At 73.5% G+C, this 20,432-nt stretch carries 19 protein-coding genes; 11 read left to right on the top strand and 8 right to left on the bottom strand.

Annotation, left to right across the window (positions count from 1 at the left end):
- Nucleotides 1-19 precede the first annotated feature (19 nt).
- Nucleotides 20-778 carry a type III pantothenate kinase gene (locus AB0I11_RS10615; RefSeq protein ID WP_357316791.1) on the top strand — a complete coding sequence of 253 codons (759 nt, stop codon included), beginning with the start codon at nt 20-22 and terminating at the stop codon, nt 776-778.
- A 91-nt stretch (nt 779-869) separates the two neighbouring features.
- Here the strand turns inward: AB0I11_RS10615 and AB0I11_RS10610 are convergent, their stop codons facing one another.
- The gene (locus tag AB0I11_RS10610) at nt 870-1,610 is read right to left on the bottom strand and encodes a class I SAM-dependent methyltransferase (RefSeq protein WP_357316787.1); all 741 of its coding nucleotides are present in this window, start codon (nt 1,608-1,610) and stop codon (nt 870-872) included.
- Between the two features lie 35 nt (nt 1,611-1,645).
- A complete protein-coding gene (locus AB0I11_RS10605; RefSeq protein WP_357316783.1) occupies nt 1,646-2,386 on the bottom strand; it encodes a class I SAM-dependent methyltransferase in 741 nt (246 codons plus the stop codon).
- A gap of 90 nt (nt 2,387-2,476) precedes the next feature.
- Here AB0I11_RS10605 and lysS point away from each other — a divergent pair, with 90 nt between their 5' ends.
- From lysS to AB0I11_RS10590, 3 genes are all read left to right on the top strand, one after another.
- Nucleotides 2,477-3,985 (top strand): lysine--tRNA ligase, encoded by a 1,509-nt coding sequence (gene lysS / locus AB0I11_RS10600; RefSeq protein ID WP_357316780.1) that lies wholly within the window; start codon nt 2,477-2,479, stop codon nt 3,983-3,985.
- 112 nt (nt 3,986-4,097) lie between these two features.
- Nucleotides 4,098-4,448: an Lsr2 family protein gene (locus AB0I11_RS10595; protein WP_357316777.1), complete on the top strand. Its 351-nt coding sequence runs from the start codon at nt 4,098-4,100 to the stop codon at nt 4,446-4,448.
- Between the two features lie 479 nt (nt 4,449-4,927).
- On the top strand, nt 4,928-7,465 hold the full coding sequence (locus tag AB0I11_RS10590) for an ATP-dependent Clp protease ATP-binding subunit (RefSeq protein WP_357316775.1): 2,538 nt from the start codon (nt 4,928-4,930) through the stop codon (nt 7,463-7,465).
- 264 nt (nt 7,466-7,729) lie between these two features.
- Here AB0I11_RS10590 and AB0I11_RS10585 read toward each other — a convergent pair whose 3' ends face one another.
- On the bottom strand, nt 7,730-8,635 hold the full coding sequence (locus AB0I11_RS10585) for an A/G-specific adenine glycosylase (RefSeq protein WP_357316772.1): 906 nt from the start codon (nt 8,633-8,635) through the stop codon (nt 7,730-7,732).
- Between the two features lie 619 nt (nt 8,636-9,254).
- Here AB0I11_RS10585 and AB0I11_RS10580 point away from each other — a divergent pair.
- The 3 genes from AB0I11_RS10580 (at nt 9,255) to AB0I11_RS10570 (ending at nt 11,213) form a co-directional block, all read left to right on the top strand.
- Nucleotides 9,255-9,767 carry an ACT domain-containing protein gene (locus tag AB0I11_RS10580; protein WP_046562695.1) on the top strand — a complete coding sequence of 171 codons (513 nt, stop codon included), beginning with the start codon at nt 9,255-9,257 and terminating at the stop codon, nt 9,765-9,767.
- Complete coding sequence (locus AB0I11_RS10575; RefSeq protein WP_357316769.1) at nt 9,764-10,327, top strand: peptide deformylase; 564 nt, start codon at nt 9,764-9,766, stop codon at nt 10,325-10,327. Before AB0I11_RS10580 ends, AB0I11_RS10575 begins: the two co-directional genes overlap by 4 nt.
- 130 nt (nt 10,328-10,457) lie before the next feature.
- Nucleotides 10,458-11,213, top strand: coding sequence for a hypothetical protein (locus AB0I11_RS10570; RefSeq protein ID WP_357316767.1), 756 nt, complete (start codon nt 10,458-10,460; stop codon nt 11,211-11,213).
- Between the two features lie 51 nt (nt 11,214-11,264).
- On the opposite strand, the gene disA is transcribed toward AB0I11_RS10570, so the two are convergent.
- The 4 genes from disA to AB0I11_RS10550 all read right to left on the bottom strand — a co-directional run bounded on the left by disA (nt 11,265) and on the right by AB0I11_RS10550 (nt 15,887).
- Nucleotides 11,265-12,449: a DNA integrity scanning diadenylate cyclase DisA gene (disA, locus tag AB0I11_RS10565; RefSeq protein WP_357316765.1), complete on the bottom strand. Its 1,185-nt coding sequence runs from the start codon at nt 12,447-12,449 to the stop codon at nt 11,265-11,267.
- Nucleotides 12,450-12,591: 142 nt separating this feature from the next.
- Nucleotides 12,592-14,046, bottom strand: a complete 1,455-nt coding sequence (gene radA, locus AB0I11_RS10560) for a DNA repair protein RadA (protein WP_357316762.1) — start codon at nt 14,044-14,046, stop codon at nt 12,592-12,594.
- 106 nt (nt 14,047-14,152) lie between these two features.
- Nucleotides 14,153-14,905, bottom strand: a complete 753-nt coding sequence (locus AB0I11_RS10555) for a hypothetical protein (RefSeq protein ID WP_357316759.1) — start codon at nt 14,903-14,905, stop codon at nt 14,153-14,155.
- 142 nt (nt 14,906-15,047) lie between these two features.
- A complete protein-coding gene (locus tag AB0I11_RS10550; protein WP_357316756.1) occupies nt 15,048-15,887 on the bottom strand; it encodes a UbiA family prenyltransferase in 840 nt (279 codons plus the stop codon).
- Nucleotides 15,888-15,933: 46 nt separating this feature from the next.
- Between AB0I11_RS10550 and AB0I11_RS10545 the strand changes: the two genes are divergently transcribed.
- From AB0I11_RS10545 to AB0I11_RS10530, 4 genes are all read left to right on the top strand, one after another.
- The gene (locus tag AB0I11_RS10545; RefSeq protein ID WP_357316752.1) at nt 15,934-16,692 is read left to right on the top strand and encodes a methyltransferase domain-containing protein; all 759 of its coding nucleotides are present in this window, start codon (nt 15,934-15,936) and stop codon (nt 16,690-16,692) included.
- Nucleotides 16,693-16,734: 42 nt separating this feature from the next.
- Nucleotides 16,735-17,901: an acyl-CoA dehydrogenase family protein gene (locus AB0I11_RS10540; RefSeq protein WP_357316749.1), complete on the top strand. Its 1,167-nt coding sequence runs from the start codon at nt 16,735-16,737 to the stop codon at nt 17,899-17,901.
- Between the two features lie 142 nt (nt 17,902-18,043).
- Nucleotides 18,044-19,093 (top strand): 3-oxoacyl-[acyl-carrier-protein] synthase III C-terminal domain-containing protein, encoded by a 1,050-nt coding sequence (locus AB0I11_RS10535; protein WP_357316746.1) that lies wholly within the window; start codon nt 18,044-18,046, stop codon nt 19,091-19,093.
- A 40-nt stretch (nt 19,094-19,133) separates the two neighbouring features.
- Nucleotides 19,134-19,700: a hypothetical protein gene (locus AB0I11_RS10530; RefSeq protein WP_357316743.1), complete on the top strand. Its 567-nt coding sequence runs from the start codon at nt 19,134-19,136 to the stop codon at nt 19,698-19,700.
- Nucleotides 19,701-19,707: 7 nt separating this feature from the next.
- Here the strand turns inward: AB0I11_RS10530 and AB0I11_RS10525 are convergent, their stop codons facing one another.
- Entirely contained in the window at nt 19,708-20,418 is a 711-nt protein-coding gene (locus AB0I11_RS10525; RefSeq protein ID WP_357316740.1) for a hypothetical protein, read from the bottom strand.
- Nucleotides 20,419-20,432 lie beyond the last annotated feature (14 nt).

Raw genomic sequence — 20,432 nt, 5'->3', positions numbered from 1 at the left:
CGCGGTCTAGGCTGCGGTCGTGCTGCTCTGCATCGACATCGGAAACACCAACACCGTGCTGGCGACCTTCGACGGCGACAAGCTGGTGCACAACTGGCGGATCAAGACCGATGCCCGGTCCACCGCGGACGAGCTGGGGCTGATGTTCCGAGGCCTGCTGGCCGGCGACGCCGTGGAGATCACCGGAGTGGCCGCCTGCTCGACGGTGCCGGCCGCGCTGCGCTCGCTGCGCACCATGCTCTCCCGCTACTACGCGGACCTGCCGAGCGTGATCGTCGAGCCCGGCGTACGCACCGGGGTGCAGCTCGCCATCGACAACCCGAAGGAGGTGGGCGCGGACCGGGTGGTCAACACCCTGGCCGCGTACACCCTCTACGGCGGGCCGTCGATCGTGGTGGACTTCGGCACCACCACCAACTTCGACGTGATCAGCGACCGGGGCGAGTTCCTGGGTGGCGCGTTCGCGCCCGGCATCGAGATCTCCTTCGACGCGCTGGCGGCCCGCGCCGCCCAGCTGCGCAAGGTGGAGGCCACCCGGCCCCGCTCGGTGATCGGCAAGAACACGGTGGAATGCCTCCAGGCCGGGCTCTACTTCGGCTTCGCCGGGCAGGTGGACCGGATCGTCGAGCGGATGACCCAGGAGCTGGGCGAGGTCAAGGCGGTGATCGCCACCGGCGGGCTGGCCTCGCTGGTGCTCAACGAGTGCCACACGATCACCCACCACGAGCCGATGATCACCCTGATCGGCCTGCGGATGGTGTACGAGCGCAACCTCTGATCCTGGTGGCGGTTTCCGGGCGGCCCGACCGGCTCCGGGCGGTCGGGCTTGTCCCGTCCACCGGCCGGGCCGCCCGGAAACCCGCCGTGGTTCAGCGCCGTCGGGACCGGAAGACGAGCGTGCGGTACGGCAGCTCGACCGCCTCCCGTCCGGCCAGGTCCGGATGGCTGGCGAAGAGCCCACGGACGCCCCGGTCGATCCGCTCGCGGTCTGCTGCCGAGGCGGTCAGCCAGAAGGAGCGGGTGTGCAGCATGCCCAGCACCTCGTCCGGGGTGAGCGTGGTGGCGTGGGCGAACTCGCCCAGCTCCACCGCGTCGAAACCGGAACCGAAGTCGGCGTACTTCTCGGTCACGTCACCCGCGTTGTCGCCGAGGTGGGCGATCCGGGTCAGCTCCGCCACCCAGTCCACCCGCTCGTCCCGGACGTTCCAGATCGGCGCGAAGGTGCCGCCGGGCCGCAGCACCCGGGCGATCTCGGCGTGCGCGGGCTCCCGGTCGAACCAGTGGTAGGCCTGACCGACCAGCACCGCGTCCGCCGTGCCGTCCGGCAGCGGCACCGACTCGGCGCTGCCGGCCAGCGCCGCCGTGCCCGGGGTGGCGGCGGCCAGTTCCGCCCGCATCCCCGGATCCGGTTCGACGGGTACGACCTGGTGGCCGAGGGCGAGCAGGCCACGGGTGAGGATGCCGGTGCCGGCGCCGAGGTCGACCAGCCGGGCCGGGGCGGGCACCCCGTCCAGTGCCCAGCGCAGCGCCGCCTCCGGATAGCGGGGACGGAACCGGTCGTACGCGGCCGCGGCGGCGCCGAAGGAGAGCGCCTGGTGGGGGTTGGTCATCCGGCGAGGCTAGTGCGGCGGACGGCCGTCGGGGGTCAGTGGCGGTGCGCGCGGGCGACCAGGGTGCGGTAGGGCAGGTCGATGATGTCCCGGCCGGCCAGGTCGGGGTGGGTGGTGAGCAACTCACGCAGTTCCGCCTCGACCTCGCGGCGCCGCGCCGGTTCGGCCGTCAGGTAGTGCGACCGGGTCCGCACCATGCCGATCAGATCGGCGGGGGTGAGGGGGGTGACCTGCCCGAACTCCGCCCACTCCGGGGTGGCGAACCGAGGGCCGAAGCCGGTCACGGTGGCCCGCAGGTGGTCGACGGTGTCGCCGATCTCGGCGATCCGGTTCAGCTCGGTCACCCAGCCGACCCGGTCGTCGCGCAGGTTCCAGACCGCCGCGAAGGTCCCCCCGCTCCGCAGCACCCGGGCGATCTCGGGGTGCGCCCGCTCCCGGTCGAACCAGTGGTACGCCTGGCCGACCAGCACCGCGTCCGCGTACCCGTCGGGGAGCGGGATCGACTCGGCGGTGCCGGCCAGTGCCGGGGTGCCCGGCAGCACGGCCGCGAACTGGGCCCGCATGCCCGGATCGGGTTCGACGGCGGTCACCTGGTGGCCGAGCGCGAGCAGCCCGGCGGTGACGATCCCGGTGCCGGCGCCCAGGTCCACGGTGCGGGTGGGCGCGGCGAGGCCGTCCACCGCCCAGCGCAGCGCCGCCTCCGGATACCGGGGCCGGTAGCGGTCGTATTCGGCGGCCGCGGCGCCGAAGGAGAGGGCCTCGGTGGAGTCGGTCATGGGCGGCAGGTTATCCCGTAACGGCCGGCCGGGCGCTTGAGTACGCTCATGGGCTGACCCGCCGATATCTCCAAGCCTGAGGAAGCTCCCGTGACCGAGCAGAACGCCCTGCCAGTGGACCCCGCCGACGATCTTCCGGAGCAGATGAAGGTCCGCCGGGAGAAGCGGGACCGGATGCTCGCCGAGGGCGTCGCGCCCTACCCGGTCGGCTACCCGCGGACCAGCACCCTGGCCAGGGTCCGCGAGCGGTACGCCGAGCTGCCCACCGACACGGCCACCGGCGACCGGGTCTCGGTGACCGGCCGGGTGATCTTCGTACGCAACACCGGCAAGCTCTGCTTCGCCACCCTGCGCGACGGCGACGGCACCGAGTTGCAGGCGATGCTCTCGCTGGACCGGGTCGGTGCGGAGCGGCTGGACGACTGGAAGCGCCTGGTCGACCTCGGCGACCACGTCGGGGTGACCGGCGAGGTGATCACCAGCCGGCGCGGTGAGCTGTCGGTGCTGGTCGAGCAGTGGGCGGTCACCGCCAAGGCGCTGCGCCCGCTGCCGGTGGCGCACAAGCCGCTGAGCGAGGAGGCCCGGGTCCGCCAGCGGTACGTGGACCTCGTGGTCCGCCCGCAGGCGCGGCAGATGGTGCGGACCCGTGCGGCGGCCGTGCGCAGCCTGCGGGAAACCCTGCACGGCCAGGACTTCATCGAGGTGGAGACCCCGATGCTCCAGCTGCTGCACGGTGGCGCGGCGGCCCGCCCATTCGTGACCCACAGCAATGCGCTCAACACCGATCTGTATCTGCGAATCGCGCCGGAACTGTTTCTCAAGCGGGCCGTGGTGGGCGGCGTCGACCGGGTCTTCGAGATCAACCGCAACTTCCGTAATGAGGGCATCGACTCCACGCACTCGCCGGAGTTCGCCATGCTCGAGGCCTACCAGGCGTACGGCGACTACAACACGATGGCGGAGCTGACCCGGAATCTGGTGCAGCGGGCGGCGCTCGCGGTCGCCGGCTCGACCGTGGTGACCCATGCCGACGGCCGCGAGTTCGATCTGGGTGGCGAGTGGCGGTCGGTGTCGCTCTTCGGTGTCCTTTCCGAAGCGCTCGGTGAGGAGGTCACCGTCCGCACCGAAAGGACCCGCCTGGTCGAGTACGCGGACAAGGTCGGCCTCTCCGTCGACCCGAAGTGGGGCCCGGGCAAGCTGGCCGAGGAGCTTTTCGAGGAGCTGGTGGTGCCGTCGCTGCAGGCGCCCACCTTCGTCCGGGACTACCCGGAGGAGACCAGCCCGCTCACCCGGGCGCACCGCGACGAGCCGGGGCTGGCCGAGAAGTGGGACCTCTACGTGCTCGGCTTCGAGCTGGGCACGGCGTACTCCGAGCTGGTCGACCCGGTGGTGCAGCGGGAGCGGCTGGTGGCCCAGGCGCAGCTCGCCGCGCGCGGTGACGACGAGGCCATGCGACTCGACGAGGACTTTCTTCGGGCGATGGAGTATGGAATGCCGCCGGCGGGTGGTATGGGAATGGGAATCGACCGTCTGTTGATGGCGCTGACCGGGCTGGGAATTCGGGAAACGATCCTGTTCCCGTTGGTCCGCCCAGAGTAGCGGCACCCCGTTCCCGGGTTGTTACCGGAACCCATTGACGCGGCAAGCATCGGGCGGGTTATTGTGCTCCTGTATTGCAGGAGCACAACCCTGCTCGAAAGGAATGTGGGACGTGGCCAAGCAGATCATTCACAAGCTGGTCGATGACCTGGACGGCGGGGACGCTGACGAGACCGTCAAGTTCGCGTTGGACGGCGTGCAGTACGAGATCGACCTCTCGGCGTCGAACGCCGAGAAATTGCGCGACGTATTCGCTCAGTACATCGCGCACGGGAGCAAGGTCGGGCGCGGCGGCGTGGTCGTGGGCGGCCGGGCCGCGCGGGGCCGGGGCGGCGCCACCGCCGACCGGGAGCAGAACAAGGCGATCCGGGCCTGGGCCAAGAAGGCGGGCAAGGACATCTCCGACCGGGGTCGGATCCCGCAGGAGATCGTCGACGAGTACCACTCGAAGGCCGGCCACTGAGCCGACCAGCACACGGGCGACATCGACGCCGGTCCGGAGCACCTTCCGGGCCGGCGTCGCCGTTTGGGCCCGGCTGCGCGGGCTGTCCGGTTACGTGCGGGCCTCGGCGGGACCCGCCCGGGACCGGGGAAGAAACCGCCCCCGGACCGAGTTGTCCACAGGCGGTGGAGATTTCGTCCACAGGCTGTGGAGAGACCGCCCGGGCCCGGCCCGGGGGCACTGGACCGCCCGGACGGTGGTTGCCGGCTCCCAGCGAATTTCGCTCTGCGCGTACAGGCAGGGGTACCGGAACACCTCCTGAGCGCGGACGGTTGTCAGATACGACGTGGGAACGGCCCTTCGCGAGGACACACGACCTCAGCGAAGGCGGTCCGCGGCGATAGAGTAAGGAGGCACGGACGCCCGTCCCGGACGTCCGCGCACCGGCCCCGCCAAGATCTTGACCATCAAGGCGCACGGCACGTGAGGAGCACGAGGGCATGTTCGAGCGGTTCACCGACCGAGCGCGACGGGTTGTCGTCCTGGCCCAGGAAGAGGCCCGGATGCTCAACCACAACTACATCGGTACGGAGCACATCCTGCTGGGCCTGATCCACGAGGGTGAGGGTGTCGCGGCAAAGGCCCTGGAGAGCCTCGGCATCTCCCTCGAGGGCGTCCGTCAGCAGGTCGAGGAGATCATCGGCCAGGGCCAGCAGGCACCGAGCGGGCACATCCCGTTCACGCCGCGGGCCAAGAAGGTGCTGGAGCTGTCGCTGCGCGAGGCGCTGCAGCTCGGCCACAACTACATCGGCACGGAGCACATCCTGCTCGGCCTGATCCGCGAGGGCGAGGGCGTCGCCGCCCAGGTCCTGGTCAAGCTCGGCGCCGACCTCAACCGGGTCCGCCAGCAGGTGATTCAGCTGCTCTCCGGCTACCAGGGCAAGGAGCCGGCCGCGGCGGGCGCCGCGCCGGGCGAGGCCGCGCCGTCGACCAGCCTCGTGCTGGACCAGTTCGGCCGCAACCTGACCCAGGCCGCCCGCGAGGGCAAGCTCGACCCGGTCATCGGGCGCGAGAAGGAAATCGAGCGGGTCATGCAGGTGCTCTCCCGCCGTACCAAGAACAACCCGGTCCTGATCGGTGAGCCCGGCGTCGGTAAGACCGCCGTGGTGGAGGGGCTGTCCCAGAAGATCATCAAGGGCGAGGTGCCCGAGACGCTGAAGGACAAGCAGCTCTACACGCTCGACCTCGGTGCGCTGGTCGCCGGTTCGCGCTACCGCGGTGACTTCGAGGAGCGCCTCAAGAAGGTGCTCAAGGAGATCCGCACCCGCGGCGACATCATCCTGTTCATCGACGAGATCCACACCCTGGTGGGTGCGGGTGCCGCCGAGGGCGCGATCGACGCCGCCAGCATCCTCAAGCCGATGCTGGCCCGCGGTGAGCTGCAGACCATCGGCGCCACCACCCTGGACGAGTACCGCAAGCACCTGGAGAAGGACGCCGCTCTCGAGCGCCGCTTCCAGCCGATCCAGGTGGGTGAGCCCTCGCTGGCCCACACCATCGAGATCCTCAAGGGCCTGCGGGACCGCTACGAGGCGCACCACCGCGTCTCGATCACGGACGCCGCGCTGGTGGCGGCCGCCACCCTGGCCGACCGGTACATCTCCGACCGCTTCCTGCCGGACAAGGCGATCGACCTGATCGACGAGGCCGGCGCCCGGATGCGGATCCGCCGGATGACCGCGCCGCCAGACCTGCGTGACTTCGACGAGCGGATCGCCCAGGTCCGCCGTGACAAGGAGTCCGCGATCGACGCGCAGGACTTCGAGCGGGCGGCGCAGCTCCGCGACAAGGAGAAGCAGCTGCTCGGCCAGAAGGCCCAGCGGGAGAAGGAGTGGAAGGCCGGTGACCTGGACGTCGTCAGCGAGGTTGACGACGAGCAGATCGCCGAGGTGCTCGGCAACTGGACCGGCATCCCGGTCTACAAGCTGACCGAGGAGGAGACCTCGCGCCTGCTGCGCATGGAGGACGAGCTGCACAAGCGCGTCATCGGCCAGGAGGACGCGGTCAAGGCGGTCTCGAAGGCGATCCGGCGTACCCGGGCCGGCCTGAAGGACCCGAAGCGCCCGTCCGGCTCGTTCATCTTCGCCGGCCCGTCCGGCGTGGGTAAGACCGAGCTCTCCAAGGCGCTCGCCGAGTTCCTGTTCGGCAGCGAGGACGCCCTCATCCAGCTGGACATGTCCGAGTTCCACGACCGCTACACGGTCTCCCGGCTGGTAGGTGCCCCTCCCGGCTACGTCGGCTACGACGAGGGCGGGCAGCTGACCGAGAAGGTGCGCCGTCGGCCGTTCTCGGTGGTGCTCTTCGACGAGATCGAGAAGGCCCACCCGGACGTGTTCAACACGCTCCTCCAGATCCTGGAGGACGGGCGGCTCACCGACGGCCAGGGCCGGATCGTGGACTTCAAGAACACGGTCATCATCCTGACCACCAACCTCGGCACGCGGGACGTCGCCAAGGCGGTGTCGCTGGGCTTCCAGGCCTCTGAGGACTCCGAGTCCAACTACGACCGGATGAAGCAGAAGGTCAACGACGAGCTCAAGCAGCACTTCCGGCCCGAGTTCCTGAACCGGATCGACGACACCATCGTCTTCCACCAGCTGCGCGAGAACGAGATCCTCCAGATCGTGGACATCATGATCCAGCGGATCGAGACGCAGCTGCGGAACAAGGACATGGGCCTGGAGCTGACCGACAACGCCAAGAAGTACCTGGCGAAGAAGGGCTTCGACCCGGTGCTGGGCGCGCGGCCGCTGCGTCGCACGATCCAGCGCGACATCGAGGACAACCTGTCCGAGCGGATCCTCTTCAACGAGCTGACCCCGGGTCAGATCGTGGTGGTGGACTGCGAGGGCGACCCCGAAAACATCGACAAGTCCAAGCTCGTCTTCCGGGGCGCCGACCGGCCGGTGGCCGTGCCGGACGCGGTCCCGGCGGACCTCGGCGGCACCGCCGCCACGGGCGCGGACGACGCGGCGTGACCCGGGTCAACTGATCGAGGGCGACGGCCCCGGCCGGCGAAAGCCGACCGGGGCCGTCGCCTTTTCCCCGCCCTCGCCCCGCCGCCTGGCCGGCTCGCCCGTTGGGCCGGGTCGGCCCGGCTGGCCCGCTGGCCGGCCTCGCCGAGGCCTGGCTGCCCCGCTGGGCCGGGTCGGTTCGCCCTGGTCGCGGCAACTCGTGGCTTCCCTGGACGGGGATGGCACACTTTGCCGCAACCGGAGTGGATCAAGCAGTGGCGGGGTGGGTCAGGGGTGGGGTAGCGGGACCGGTGGGCCGTCGCCGGCCAGCCGGAACGACTCCTCGCCGACCGGTTCCACCAGGCCGTCGGTGACCAGCCCGGTCAGGGCGCGGGCCCGCTGCACGTCGTCGTGCCAGACCTGGTCCAGCCGCTGGTGCGGCACCGGTCCGGTGGCCTCGCGCAGCACGGCGAGCAGCAGACCGCGTACCTGCCGGTCGGTGCCCGCGTAGCGCTGGGGGCGGCGGGTCGGGCCGGTCGGCGCCGGCCGGCCGGAGGCGCGCCAGGCGCAGATCGACTCGACCGGGCAGACCCCGCAGCGGGGCGCGCGGGCGGTGCAGACCACCGCGCCGAGTTCCATGAACGCCGCGCTGGCCAGCGCCGCGGCGGCCGGCTCGATGGGCAGCAACTCCTCGGTGGCGACCAGGTCGGCGGGGCGGGTGGTCGGGCCGGCGTCCGGCTCGCCGGCGATCGCCCGGCACACCACCCGGCGTACGTTGGTGTCCACCACCGGGTGCCGCTGCCCGTACGCGAACGCGGCCACCGCCCGGGCCGTGTACGTGCCGACGCCGGGCAGCGCCAGGAGCTGGTCCAACCGGTCCGGCACCTCGCCACCGTGCCGCTCCACGATCGCCACCGCGCAGTCCCGCAGCCGGAGCGCCCGCCGGGGGTAGCCGAGCCGTCCCCACATCCGGATCGCCTCGGCCGGGGTGTCCTCGGCCAGCGCTGTCGGGGTCGGCCAGCGGGACAGCCACGCCGACCAGGCCGGCAGCACCCGGGCCACCGGTGTCTGCTGGAGCATGACCTCGCTGACCAGGATGGCCCAGGCGCCGACGCCCGGCTCGCGCCACGGCAGGTCGCGGGCGTTCCGCTCGAACCAGCGGCTGACCAGGGTGGCGAACGTGGGCTCAGACATCGCGCCGCCGATGATTCCACGGCCGACCGACCGCCAGCGCGGGCCCTCCCACCAGGCCGCCTCTCTCACCAGGCCGCCTCTCTCACCGGGCCGCCTCTCTCACCGGGCCGCCTCTCTCACCGGGCCGCCCCTTCTACCGGGCCGCCCCTCCTACGGGCCGCCCCACTCACCAGGCCGCCCTTCCGTCCGTCAGGCTGGCCGGCCCGGCGCCGGTCACGGGCGGCCGGGGAGGTCGCCTTGTGCCGCTGTCGAGCTGACGTCGTATTCGACTCGAACGGGTCCGGCGCGTTCGCCGGTCAGGCGACATCACGGACAGATCGAGACACCGCGACAGCCGACTTGATGTCGTATCCGACTCAGCTCGACAGGCGCGAAACCAGCAGGGGCGGTTGCCCTGGGTCGGCTGAGCCCGCAGAGCCGGTAGAGGTCGAGGAGGTGGTGCCGAGGACCGAGGCGGCATGCAGACCGAGCACGAGGACCAGGAACACGATGGGTGCCTCGGGGGCGGCACGGCACTCCGCTCGGATGACTGGCCGGCCCGGGCGGCGGCTTCCCGCAGGATGGGCGGGCCGGGGTGGGCCTGCGTGGCCGGCCGGGGCGGTCGGGGCAGAATGTCCGGATGAACGAGCTCGCGATCACCGTCATCGGCCGGGACCGGCCGGGCATCGTGGCCGACGTCGCCGAGGTGCTGGCCCGGTTGGGCGCCAACCTCACCGACTCGACGATGACCCGGCTGCGGGGACACTTCGCGATGACCCTGATCTGCGTGGGCCCGGCCGCCGCCGACGTGGAGGCCGCGCTGGCCCCGCTCGCCGCCGACGGTCAGCTGCTGGCCACCGTACGGGTGGTCACCCCGGACGGGCAGGCGGCGTCGGCCGGCGAGCCGTACGTGCTGGCGGTGCACGGCGCCGACCGGATGGGCATCGTGGCCGCGATGACCCGGGTGCTGGCCGACGCGGGTGGCAACGTCACCGATCTGAGCACCCGGCTGACCGGCTCGCTCTACGTGGTGGTGGCCGAGGTGGAGTTGCCGCCGGGCAGCTCCGACGAGGTGGCCGGCCGGCTCGCTCGTACCGCTGCCGAGCTGGGCGTGGGGGTCAGCCTCCGGCCGGCGGACACGGACCTGCTGTGACCGCGCAGGAGTACGTCGGCCTGGGCGGTTGGACGCCCGAGTCGCTGGGCCTGCCCGGCGAGGTACGCGCCGTGGTGTCCGCCCCGGACCCGGTGCTCCGGCGGCCCGGCCCGGCCGTGGATCCGATGTCGGCGGAGGTGGTCCGGCTCGCCGCGGACCTGGTCGCCACCATGCGGATCTCGCCCGGCTGTGTGGGTCTGGCGGCGCCGCAGGTCGGGGTGAGCGCCCAGGTGTTCGCGGTGGACGTGACCGGGCATCCGAAGGCGGTCACCGTGCACGGCACCTTCGTGCTCTGCAACGCCACGGTGGTGGAGGCGACCCGCTGGAAGGCCGGCCGGGAGGGCTGCATGTCGGTGCCGGACCTGACCGGTGACGTGAAGCGGGCCACCCGGCTGGTGGTGGAGGGCGTGCTGCCGGGCACCGGTGACCCGGTCCGGCTGGTGACCGACGGTTTCGAGGCGCGGGCGTTGCAGCACGAGATCGACCACTGCGCGGGGCTGCTCTTCCTCGACCGGGTCGCCGGCGCGCACGGCATCTACCAGCGCAAGGTCTACCTTTGACGGTGCGCCGCCGGGCGACGGCGCGCGGTGACCGTGCGTGTCCACTGTGGCCGTGCCGGGCGGTGGGGGTGGTCCCGCTCGGCGCGTCGCGCCCCCGCGTCGCGCGGTACGCCGCTACGGTGAACGCATCATGCGTCTGACGGTCGGCCCCCTGCCTCCCGCCGTGTACTGGCGGCGTCGCGCCGTCGTACTCGGAGCGGGACTGCTCTTCCTGATCGTGGTGCTCTACTCGTGCAGCGGGTCGGAGCGCAAAACCGGCTCGTCCGGCACGGGTGCCTCCACGAGCCCGACCGCGAAGGGTCAGCAGCCGGACCCGACCGGCTCGGTGCTGACTCCGCAGAGCGGGAACCCGCCGACCGCGACCCCGACGGCGGGCGATTCGGGTGGGAACTCGGGCGGCTCGGAGGGTGGTCAGGGTGGCCCGGCGGGCGGCGGCACCGGGACGGGCGACGGCGGGGCCGGCGCGCCGGTCAACCCGGTGGTCGACGACGGGACCTGCACCGATTCGGAGATCAAGGTGACCGCGGTGGCCGTGCCCGCCTCCGCGCAGCGGGGTGCGCTCGTCACCCTCCGCCTCAAGATCAAGAATGTCTCCGAACGGACCTGCAGCCGTGACGTCGGCGCCGACCTCCAGGAGTTGTTCATCAAGGCCGGCGCGGACCGGATCTGGTCCTCGGACACCTGCGGTACCGGCAAGGGCTCCGACGTGCAGTCGTTCACCCCGAACTTCGAGCGCTCCTACCAGCTGGACTGGAACGGCAAGTACAGCACGAAGTGCGCGAACGGGGTCGCCAACGGCGATTACGCGCAGGTTGGCACATACCACGTCTTTGCGCGGGTGGGCACCAAGCTCAGCGAGCCGGTGCGGCTCACCATCACCAACTGACCGCCGCCGGCGCGACCATCACCAAACTGACCGCCGCCGGCGCGGCGTGGCTCAGACGTAGCGCTCGAGGATGGACGCCTCGGCGAGCCGGGACAGCCCCTCACGGACGCCGCGCGCCCGCGCGTCGCCAACCCCCTCCACCGCCTGGAGGTCCTCCACCGTCGCGCCGAGCAGCCGCTGGAGGCTGCCGAAGTGCACCACCAGCCGGTCCACCACGGCGGCGGGGAGCCGGGGCACCTTGGCCAGCAGCCGGAAGCCGCGCGGGCTGACCGCCGCGTCCAGCGCGTCCGACGCGGACGGGTAGCCGATCGCCTTGGCGACCGCGACCAGGTCGATCAGCTCGGTGGCGCTGAGCAGGTCCAGCTCCACGAGCGCCTCGTCGAGGGTGCGCGACTTGCGCCCGACCGGGAGGTAGTCCCGGATGACCAGGGTGCGGTCGGCGTCCACGCCGGCCATCAGCTCGTCGAGCTGGAGGGCGAGCAGCCGGCCGTCGGTGCCCAGCTCGACCACGTACCCGGCGATCTCGTCGGCGATCCGGCGGACCATCTCCAGCCGCTGCACCACGGCCACCGCGTCCCGCACGGTGACCAGATCCTCGATCTCCAGCGCGGAGAGCGTGCCGGAGACCTCGTCCAGCCGCAGCTTGTAGCGCTCCAGGGTGGCCAGCGCCTGGTTGGCCCGGGACAGGATCGCCGCCGAGTCGTCCAGCACGTGCCGCTGGCCGTTGACGTAGAGGCTGATGATCCGCATCGACTGGCTCACCGAGATCACCGGGTAGCCGGTCTGCCGGGCCACCCGCTCGGCGGTGCGGTGCCGGGTGCCGGACTCCTCGGTGGGGATGGACGGGTCGGGCATCAGGTGCACGCCCGCCTGGACGATCCGGGTGCCGTCGCTGGAGAGCACCACGGCGCCGTCCATCTTGCACAGCTCCCGGACCCGGGTCGCGGAGAACTCCACGTCCATCGGGAAGCCGCCGGTGCAGATCGAGTCGACCACCTTGTCGTAGCCGAGGACGATGAGCGCGCCGGTGCGTCCGCGCAGGATCCGCTCCAGGCCGTCGCGCAGGGCGGTGCCCGGCGCCATGAGGGCGAGGTTGGCCCGCAGCGGGTCGCCGCCGGCCCCGCCGATGCTGCCGGTGACGCTCACGCTGATCGGACGGGCGGCGGAGCCCACGGCAGCGGTGCGGGCGTGCGGCGTCGTCGCGGCGGGCTTGGTGGCATCGCGGTCGATCGGCACGGGCACAGTCTACGGACTGCCGTGCGGTGGGTGCTCTCGTGGTTACTGTGATGTGTCACGATGTCCGGCTCCTGCGGTCGTCGACCCGCTGCGCCCGCTGTCCGGAATCGACCCGGCGGTCCCGCCGCACGCTCATCTCGGGTCACTCCACCGACGCGCGGGCGGCGGCCTGGAGCGCCCCGCGCACGTCCGTGACCTCGATCACGCGCATCTGCTCGGGCATCACTCCGCTGCTGCCCGGGCCGCATCCGGGCGGCACCAGGGCCAGCCGGAAACCGAGCCGGGCCGCCTCGGCCAGCCGTCGCGGCACCGCGCCCACCCGCCGCACCTCGCCGGTGAGCCCCACCTCGCCGATCGCCACCAGGTGCGGGGCGATGGCCAGGTTGAGCCCGCCGGACGCGACCGCCAGCGCCACCGCCAGGTCGGCGGCCGGCTCGACCACCCGGATGCCACCCACGGTGGCCGCGAAGACCTCACGGTCGTGCAGGGTCAGCCGCTCGGTGCGCCGCTGGAGCACCGCCAGCACCATCGCCAGCCGGGCGCCGTCCAGCCCGGAGACCGTACGCCGGGGCGACCCGGCCACGGTCGCGCCGATCAGCGCCTGCACCTCGGTGACCAGGGCGCGCCGCCCCTCCATCGCCACCGTGACGCAGGTGCCCGGCACGGGCTCCGAGTAGCGGGTGAGGAACAGCCCGGACGGGTCGGCCAGGCTGCTGATGCCGCCCTCGTGCATCTCGAAGCAGCCCACCTCGTCGGCCGCGCCGAACCGGTTCTTCACGCCGCGCACCATCCGCAACGACGAGTGCTTGTCGCCCTCGAAGTGCAGCACCACGTCGACCAGGTGCTCCAGCACCCGGGGGCCGGCGACCTGCCCGTCCTTGGTCACGTGGCCGACCAGCACGGTGGCGATGCCCCGCTCCTTGGCGACCGCGACCAGCGCCGCGGTGACCGCGCGGACCTGGGTGACCCCGCCCGGCACGCCCTCGGTGCCGGTGGTCGAGATGGTCTGCACGGAGTCGAGCACCAGCAGCCCGGGCTTGACCGCGTCGAGGTGGCCGAGCACCGCCGACAGGTCGCTCTCCGCGGCGAGGTAGAGCTGGTCGTGCAGGGTGCCCATCCGCTCGGCGCGCAGCCGCACCTGGCTGACCGACTCCTCCCCGCTGACCACCAGCGACGGGCTGCCGGCGCCCGCCGCCCACTGCTGGGCCACGTCGAGCAGCAGGGTGGACTTGCCGACCCCGGGCTCGCCGGCGAGCAGCACCACGGCACCGGGCACCAGGCCGCCGCCGAGCACCCGGTCGAGCTCGCTGACCCCGGTGGGCCGGGCCCGGGCGGGCGCCGCGCTGATGGTGGCGATCGGCCGGGCCGGCTCGGCGGGCAGCCGGGAGCTGACCACCCGGCCGGAGACCACCGGGCCGCTGACCGTGCACTCGACCACCGAGCCCCACTCGCCGCACTCCGGGCAGCGGCCGACCCACTTGGGTGGCTGGTGGCCGCAGGCGTCGCACTCGTAGGCCGGGCGCGGCTCGCGGGCGGCGCCCCGGCTCCGGCCGGTGGCGGCGGTGGCGCGGGAGGAGGTGGCTCGGGAGGTGCTCACCCCAGGACGCTAACCGGGCGGTACGACGAAAGCCCATCCGGAAGCGGCGACGCCGCCGGCGTGGCGGTGGCCACACCGACGGCGCCGTCGGATGCTCGGGGGTGGGTCAGTCGTGCCCGCCGCCCTCGACCCCGCTCTGCTCGCCGGCCTCCTCGCGCGGGTGGACCACCGGCGAGGCGGGCGCGTTCGGGGTCAGCGGTACGCCGATCGGGGCGGCGGTCTTGATCACCTTGCCGTTGCCGAAGTCGAAGGTCAGGCCGACCTGCTGGCCGGTGAGCAGCTTGTCGTTCAGGCCGACGAGCTGGAGGAACTGGTCGCTGTCGCTGTTCAGCTGGACGTAGCCGAGGGCCGGGATCTCGATCCGGGCGGGCCGGCCGGCCGGGGCCGTCTCGCTCGGCGACGCGGAGGGGCTGGCCGAGGGGGACTCGGTCGTGCCGAGCGACTGGCTCGGCGACGCGTTCGGGTCGGTGGCGGTGGGCGACGCGGACGCCGGCTCGGTCGGCGAGCCGGTGGGGGTCGCGCCCTCGCCGCCGGGCGTCGCGCCGGTGAGCTGGATGTCGCGGGCGCCGTCGGTGCTGACGGTCACCGTCACCGGGGTCCGGCTGTCGTTGTAGATCACGACGTCGAGCGGCGCGTTGGCGCCGGCCTCGTAGCCCTTGGTGCCCGGGAACTGCACGTACAGGCCGCGCACCTTGTACAGGTTGTCGGGGGTCTGGACGTTGACGCCCTGCACCGACGGGATCTTGTTGGCGGTCTCGGCCACCTGGCCGGCGCCACACCCGGACAGCAGCAGGCTCGCCGCCGCCGTACCGGCCAGCAGCAGGGCCGCACCCCGGGAACCCCTGATCGAGCGCGTCACGTCGGTCCTCCTCGTCACGATCCCCAGCCGGCGGGACGCCGGACACGGGGTGGCCATACCCGCGCAGACCGCGCTCCAGGGTAGTTGGAGCTGATCGAGGGCCGCACGCCGACCCGGTAATGCCACCCTTCCCGGGTGCCGGTCAGACCACCCGGCCGCTGGCCAGCAGCAGGGCCACGTCGATCAGGGCAACCACCAGCACGGACCGGAACGCGGCCACCGGCCGGCCGCCGGCCCGGGCCGCGCGGCGACCCGCGTACCAGCCGAGGGCCGGCACCGCGACGGCGGCCGCGACCGCGGACAGCCCGGGCCAGGACGGTGGCCCGGGCGGGCCGACGACGAGGATCACGGTGGCCGCGAGCAGCAGCCCGGCGGCGGCCGCCCGGCTGCCCGCCGGCCCGAGCCGGTGGGGCAGCCCGTGCACCCCGGTGCGGGCGTCGTCGGCCAGGTCGGGCAGCACGTTGGCGAAGTGCGCCCCGGCGCCGAGGCAGGCGGCGGCGGCCACCAGCCAGACCGGCGGGGCGGGGGCGCCGGGCAGCGCCAGCACCACGAAGGCCGGCAGCGAGCCGAACGAGACCGCGTACGGCAGCACCGAGACCGGCGTCGACTTGAGCGGCCGGTTGTAGAGCAGCGCCGAGGCGAGACCGAGCAGGACGCACCAGGCCGCCGGCCCGGTGGTGGTGAGCGCGATCAGGCCGGTGGCCACCACCGCCACCGGAACGGCCAGGGCGAGGGCCCGCCGGGACACCGCGCCGGCGGGCACCGGCTTGTCGGTACGCCCCACCGCGGCGTCCCGGTCGGCGTCCACCAGGTCGTTGCTCCACCCCGTGGCGAGCTGGCTGGCCAGCACCGTGAGCAGCACCGCGACGATCCCGGCCGGACGGTGCCCGACCGCGGCGGCCAGCAGCCCGGCCACCACGGTGACCGCCACAGTGGGCTCCGGATGGCTCGCCCTGACCAGCCCTAACACCGACGACGACATAAGGGAAGTCTGGTCGTTACCCGGGAGTCGTGCCACGCTCGGTGGCATGCGAGACGCGGCCCCGGTGTCCACCCCGCCCCGCGTCCTGCCACGCAACGATCCCCGGCAGTACGACGACCTGGTTGGCGAGTGGTGGCGACCGGACGGCGCGTTCGCCATGCTGCACTGGCTGGCCCAGGCCCGCGCCGCGCTGGTGCCCCCGGCGTCCCGGCCGGACGCGCTGCTGGTCGACCTCGGTTGCGGCGCCGGCCTGCTCGCCCCGCACCTGGCCGGCAAGGGCTACCGGCACGTCGGGGTCGACCTGACCCGGTCCGCGCTCGACCTGGCCGCGGCGCACGGCGTCACGGTGGTCCGGGCCGACGCCACGGCGGTGCCGCTCGCCGACGGCTGTGCCGACGTGGTCTCCGCCGGTGAGCTGCTCGAACACGTGCCGGACTGGCGCCGCGTGGTCGCCGAGGCGTGCCGGCTGCTGCGTCCGGGCGGCCTGCTGGTGCTGGACACCCTCAACGACACGCTGCTGGCCCGGCTGGTCGCGGTGGAGATCGGTGAGCGGCTGCCCACCGTGCCGCGCGGCATCCACGATCCACGGTTGTTCGTGGACGCCCGGGCGCTGGCCGCCGAGGCCGCCCGGCACGGTGTGACGCTGCGGCTGCGCGGGATCCGGCCGGCGTTCGGCGGCACGCTGGCCTGGCTGCTGCGCCGGCTGCGCGGTGCCGGTGACCGTCCGACCGGGACGTCGCCGCGGATCGTGCCGACCTGGTCGACGGCCGTGCTCTATCAGGGCCGTGGGGTCCGGAACGGGTAGCCGGGGCCGCCCGGGGTATTGGGACGCCGAGAAGGGGGCTACATGACTGTGCACGCGCTGGAGGCGGCCCGCCGGTTGGCGCCGCGACTGGCCGCGCGGGCGGCGCAGCACGACCGGGACGGCTCGTTCCCGGTCGACGACTTCGCCGACCTGCGGGAGGCCGGGCTCTTCGGCCTCATGGTGCCCCGGGAACTGGGCGGCCTGGGCGCCACTTTCGCCGAGTACGCCGCCGTCGCCACCGAGCTGGCCCGGGGCAACGGCGCGACCGCCCTGGTGTTCAACATGCACGCCTCGGTGACCGGGGCGCTGGGCGCGGTCACCGAGGAACTGGCCGAGGCGCTGGGCGTACCGGCGGAGGCGCTGGCCGCGCGGGATCGCCTGCTCCGCGCGGCCGCCGACGGCTCCTGGTACGCGGTGGCCATGAGCGAGCGGGGCGCCGGCGCCCGGTTGTCCCAGCTGAGCACGGTCTACGAGCCGGTCGAGGGCGGCTGGCACATCAAGGGCAGCAAGACGTTCTGCTCGGGCGCGGGGCACCCGGACGGCTACCTGGTGGCCGCCCGCAGCGCCACCGACCAGTCGGTGGTCTCGCAGTTCGTGGTGCCGGCGGGGCAGGGGATCACCGTCGAGCCCACCTGGGACTCGCTCGGCATGCGCGCCACCGCCTCGCACGACCTGCACCTGGACGTCACCGTGCCGACCGACCGGCTGCTCGGCGGGGTGGAGGGGTTGGCCCTGGTGGTCGCCCAGCTCATGCCGCACTGGCTGGTGGCCAGCTATGCCGCGGTCTACGTCGGGGTGGCCCGGGCGGCCATCGACGCCGCCGCCGAGCACCTGAACGCCCGGAACCTGGCCGGGCTGCCGGCGGTCCGGGCCCGGCTCGGCCGCGCCGACGCGGCGGTGGCGGCGGCCGAGCTGGTGGTGGCCGAGGCGGCCCGCCGGGTGGACGAGACGCCGGGCGACGCGGAGACCAACCGCTGGGTGTGGCGGGCCAAGCTGCTCGCCGGCACCACCGCCGCCGAGGTGGCCGCGTCCATGCTGGAGGCCGCCGGCACCTCGGCCACCCGCCGGGGCCATCCACTGGAGCGGCTCTACCGGGACGCCCGCTGCGGTTCGCTGCACCCGGCCACCTCGGACGTCTGCGCCGACTGGCTGGGCATCGCCGCGCTCGGCGGCGACCCCGACCGCGACGGCTCGGCGCCGCGCTGGTGAGCGGGGGGAGCGCGCCGGGGCGCGGGTCCGGTGGCCGGGGGCGGCTGAGCGCGCGACGCGAGCCGGATCCGCGACCGGCGCTCTCCTCGGGCGGGGGCGCTCGTTGGTGACGGTGGGGGACACGGGACGAGAGGTGGGGGACATGGCGGTGCCGGTGATCGCGGGCCTGGGCACGGCGCAACCGCCGACGGCCGGGCAGGAGGAGCTGTGGGCGGGCTTTTTCTCGAAGCACTTCTCCGGGACGACCCGGGCGCTGGCCGAGCGGATCTTCGCCAACTCGGGGGTGTCCCGCCGGCAGGCGGCGGTGAACCCGCTGCTGGAGGACGTCTCGGAGTGGCCCACCGAGCGCCGGATGCGCCGCTACCAGGTCGAGGCGCTGCCGCTCGGCAAGGAGGCGGTGGGCCGGGCGCTCACCGCCGCCGGGTTGGACGCGGGCGACGTGGGGCTCTTCGTGGTCTGCTCGTGCACCGGGTACGCCACCCCGGGGCTGGACATCCTGCTCGCCCGGGACCTGGGCATGGCCCCGGACACCCAGCGCATGTTCGTCGGCCACATGGGGTGCTACGCGGCCCTGCCGGGGTTGGGCGCGACGAGCGACTTCGTGACCGCCCGGGGCCGGCCGGCGCTGCTGCTCTGCGCGGAGCTGACCAGCCTGCACATCCAGCCGGCCGGGTCCCGGGTGGACACCCAGCAGATCGTCTCGCACGCGCTCTTCTCGGACGCCGCGGTCGCCGCCGTGGTCGTCCCCGACGGCCGGGGGTACGCGCTGCGTGAGATCACCTCGGTCACGGACACCTCCACGGCGGACCACATGACCTGGGACGTCACCGACGCCGGCTTCCGGATGGGGCTGTCGCCGAAGGTGCCGCAGGTGCTCTCCCGGCACGTCCGGGCGCTGGTCGACGACCTGCTGGCCCGGCACGGCCGCAGCCTCGCCGAGGTGGACGGCTGGGCGGTGCACCCGGGCGGCCCGCGCATCCTCAATGTGGTCGAACGGGAACTGGCGCTGCCGCCGGCGGCGTTGGCGGCGTCCCGGGCCACCCTGGACGAGCACGGCAACTGTTCGTCCCCGACGGTGCTGCTGATCCTGGACCGGCTGCGCCGGACGCAGCCGCCGCCGGAGCGGGTCGTGATGCTCGCCTTCGGGCCGGGCCTCACCCTCTACGCGGCGCTGCTGGAGCGCACCGCCTGACGGGACGGCGACCGCCGCCCCGCGTCGATACGCTCTGCGGGTGACCCCTGACGAGCGGATCCGGCGCGCGCTGCTGGCCGGGCTGACGGTGGCGGCGCTGGTCGCCGGTGCGTGGTGGTGGCGGGCCGCGGCGCCGGCCGTCGACCGCGCCGATCTGGGGCCCACCGGGTCGCCGGCCGCCTTCCTCGAGCCCGGCGTCCGGGTGGCGATCGATACCCGGACCGGGCAGGTGCTTCCGGGGCCGGAGGCGGATCCGGACCAGCGGGTGGTGATCCACCAGGCGCCCGACGGCACGGTGCGTCAGCTGGACGACTCGCAGGTGCTGTGGCGGGAACGGTCCCATCTGCTGCCGGGCGGCCCGCCGGTGCGGCGCCAGACGAACGCGTCGGACGCGGACCGGGTGGTGCTCACGGTCGGCTGCTCCGGCGCCGGCTCGGTCGTCGTCGGGGTCTCCGGTGCGCCCGGGGCCGAGTCGGAGCGCACGGTGAGCTGCGGCGGTGCGCCCGAGGTCGTGGTGCTGGAGACGGGAAGCAGTCCGCTGCTGGTGTGGTTCGCCGCGCTCGGGGACCAGGTCGACCTCGACGCCCGGCTCGCGGCGGTGTCCTGAGCGCCGCTCAGCCGGCCAGTCCGACCAGGTCGGCGCGGTAGTCCTCGACCGGTCCCAGCTCGGGCACCACCCGGACCACGGTGCCGTCCCGGTCCACCAGGAGGGCGGCGGCCGTGCCCGGATGGGGGGCCAGGTGCAGGTAGGCCCGGAGGCCGCCGGCCGGGTCGGCGAGGGGTCGTACGCCGGGCGCCGGTGGGGCCTCGGCGCTGCGCCCTTCGGTCACCGTGATCACGGTGACGTCCCGTGGCGCGGTCGCCGCGGCGGTGCTCACCTGCTCCCGGCAGGCGCAGACGTCGATCAGGATGATCATGGCGGGCAGCAGGCCGCGCAGCGGCACCGGGGAGTTGCCGGCGTCGACCAGGTCCAGCGCGGGCACCGGCCCGACCGGACCGGGGGTGGCGCTCGGGAAGGGGACGACGGTGGGGCTGCTGCCGGAGCGGGTGGAGCGGGGCCAGGTCACGGCGGCCAACCCGCTCAGCGTCACCAGCACCGAGATCAGCAGGGCCAGCAGCGGGAGCCGCAACGGCCGGACCGCCGGTCGCGGGGTGCCGTGCCGCCCGCCGGAGTTCCGGCGCTCGCGGCGCAGTTCGCGGCGGACCTGGCGGGCCTCCTCGGCGAGCGCCGAGGGGTCGTCGGGAACGACCACCCGACCCCACTCCGGTGGCAGGTCGGGCAGCCCGTCCGGTGGCCCGTGGCCTTCAGCGTCAGGCATGCCCATCGGACCCCCAGGAG

This window comes from Micromonospora sp. NPDC050495, assembly GCF_040655175.1.
Lineage (GTDB): Bacteria > Actinomycetota > Actinomycetes > Mycobacteriales > Micromonosporaceae > Micromonospora.
Note: the sequence above shows the minus strand (reverse complement) of the source record. Positions and strands in the feature narration are given on the sequence as shown.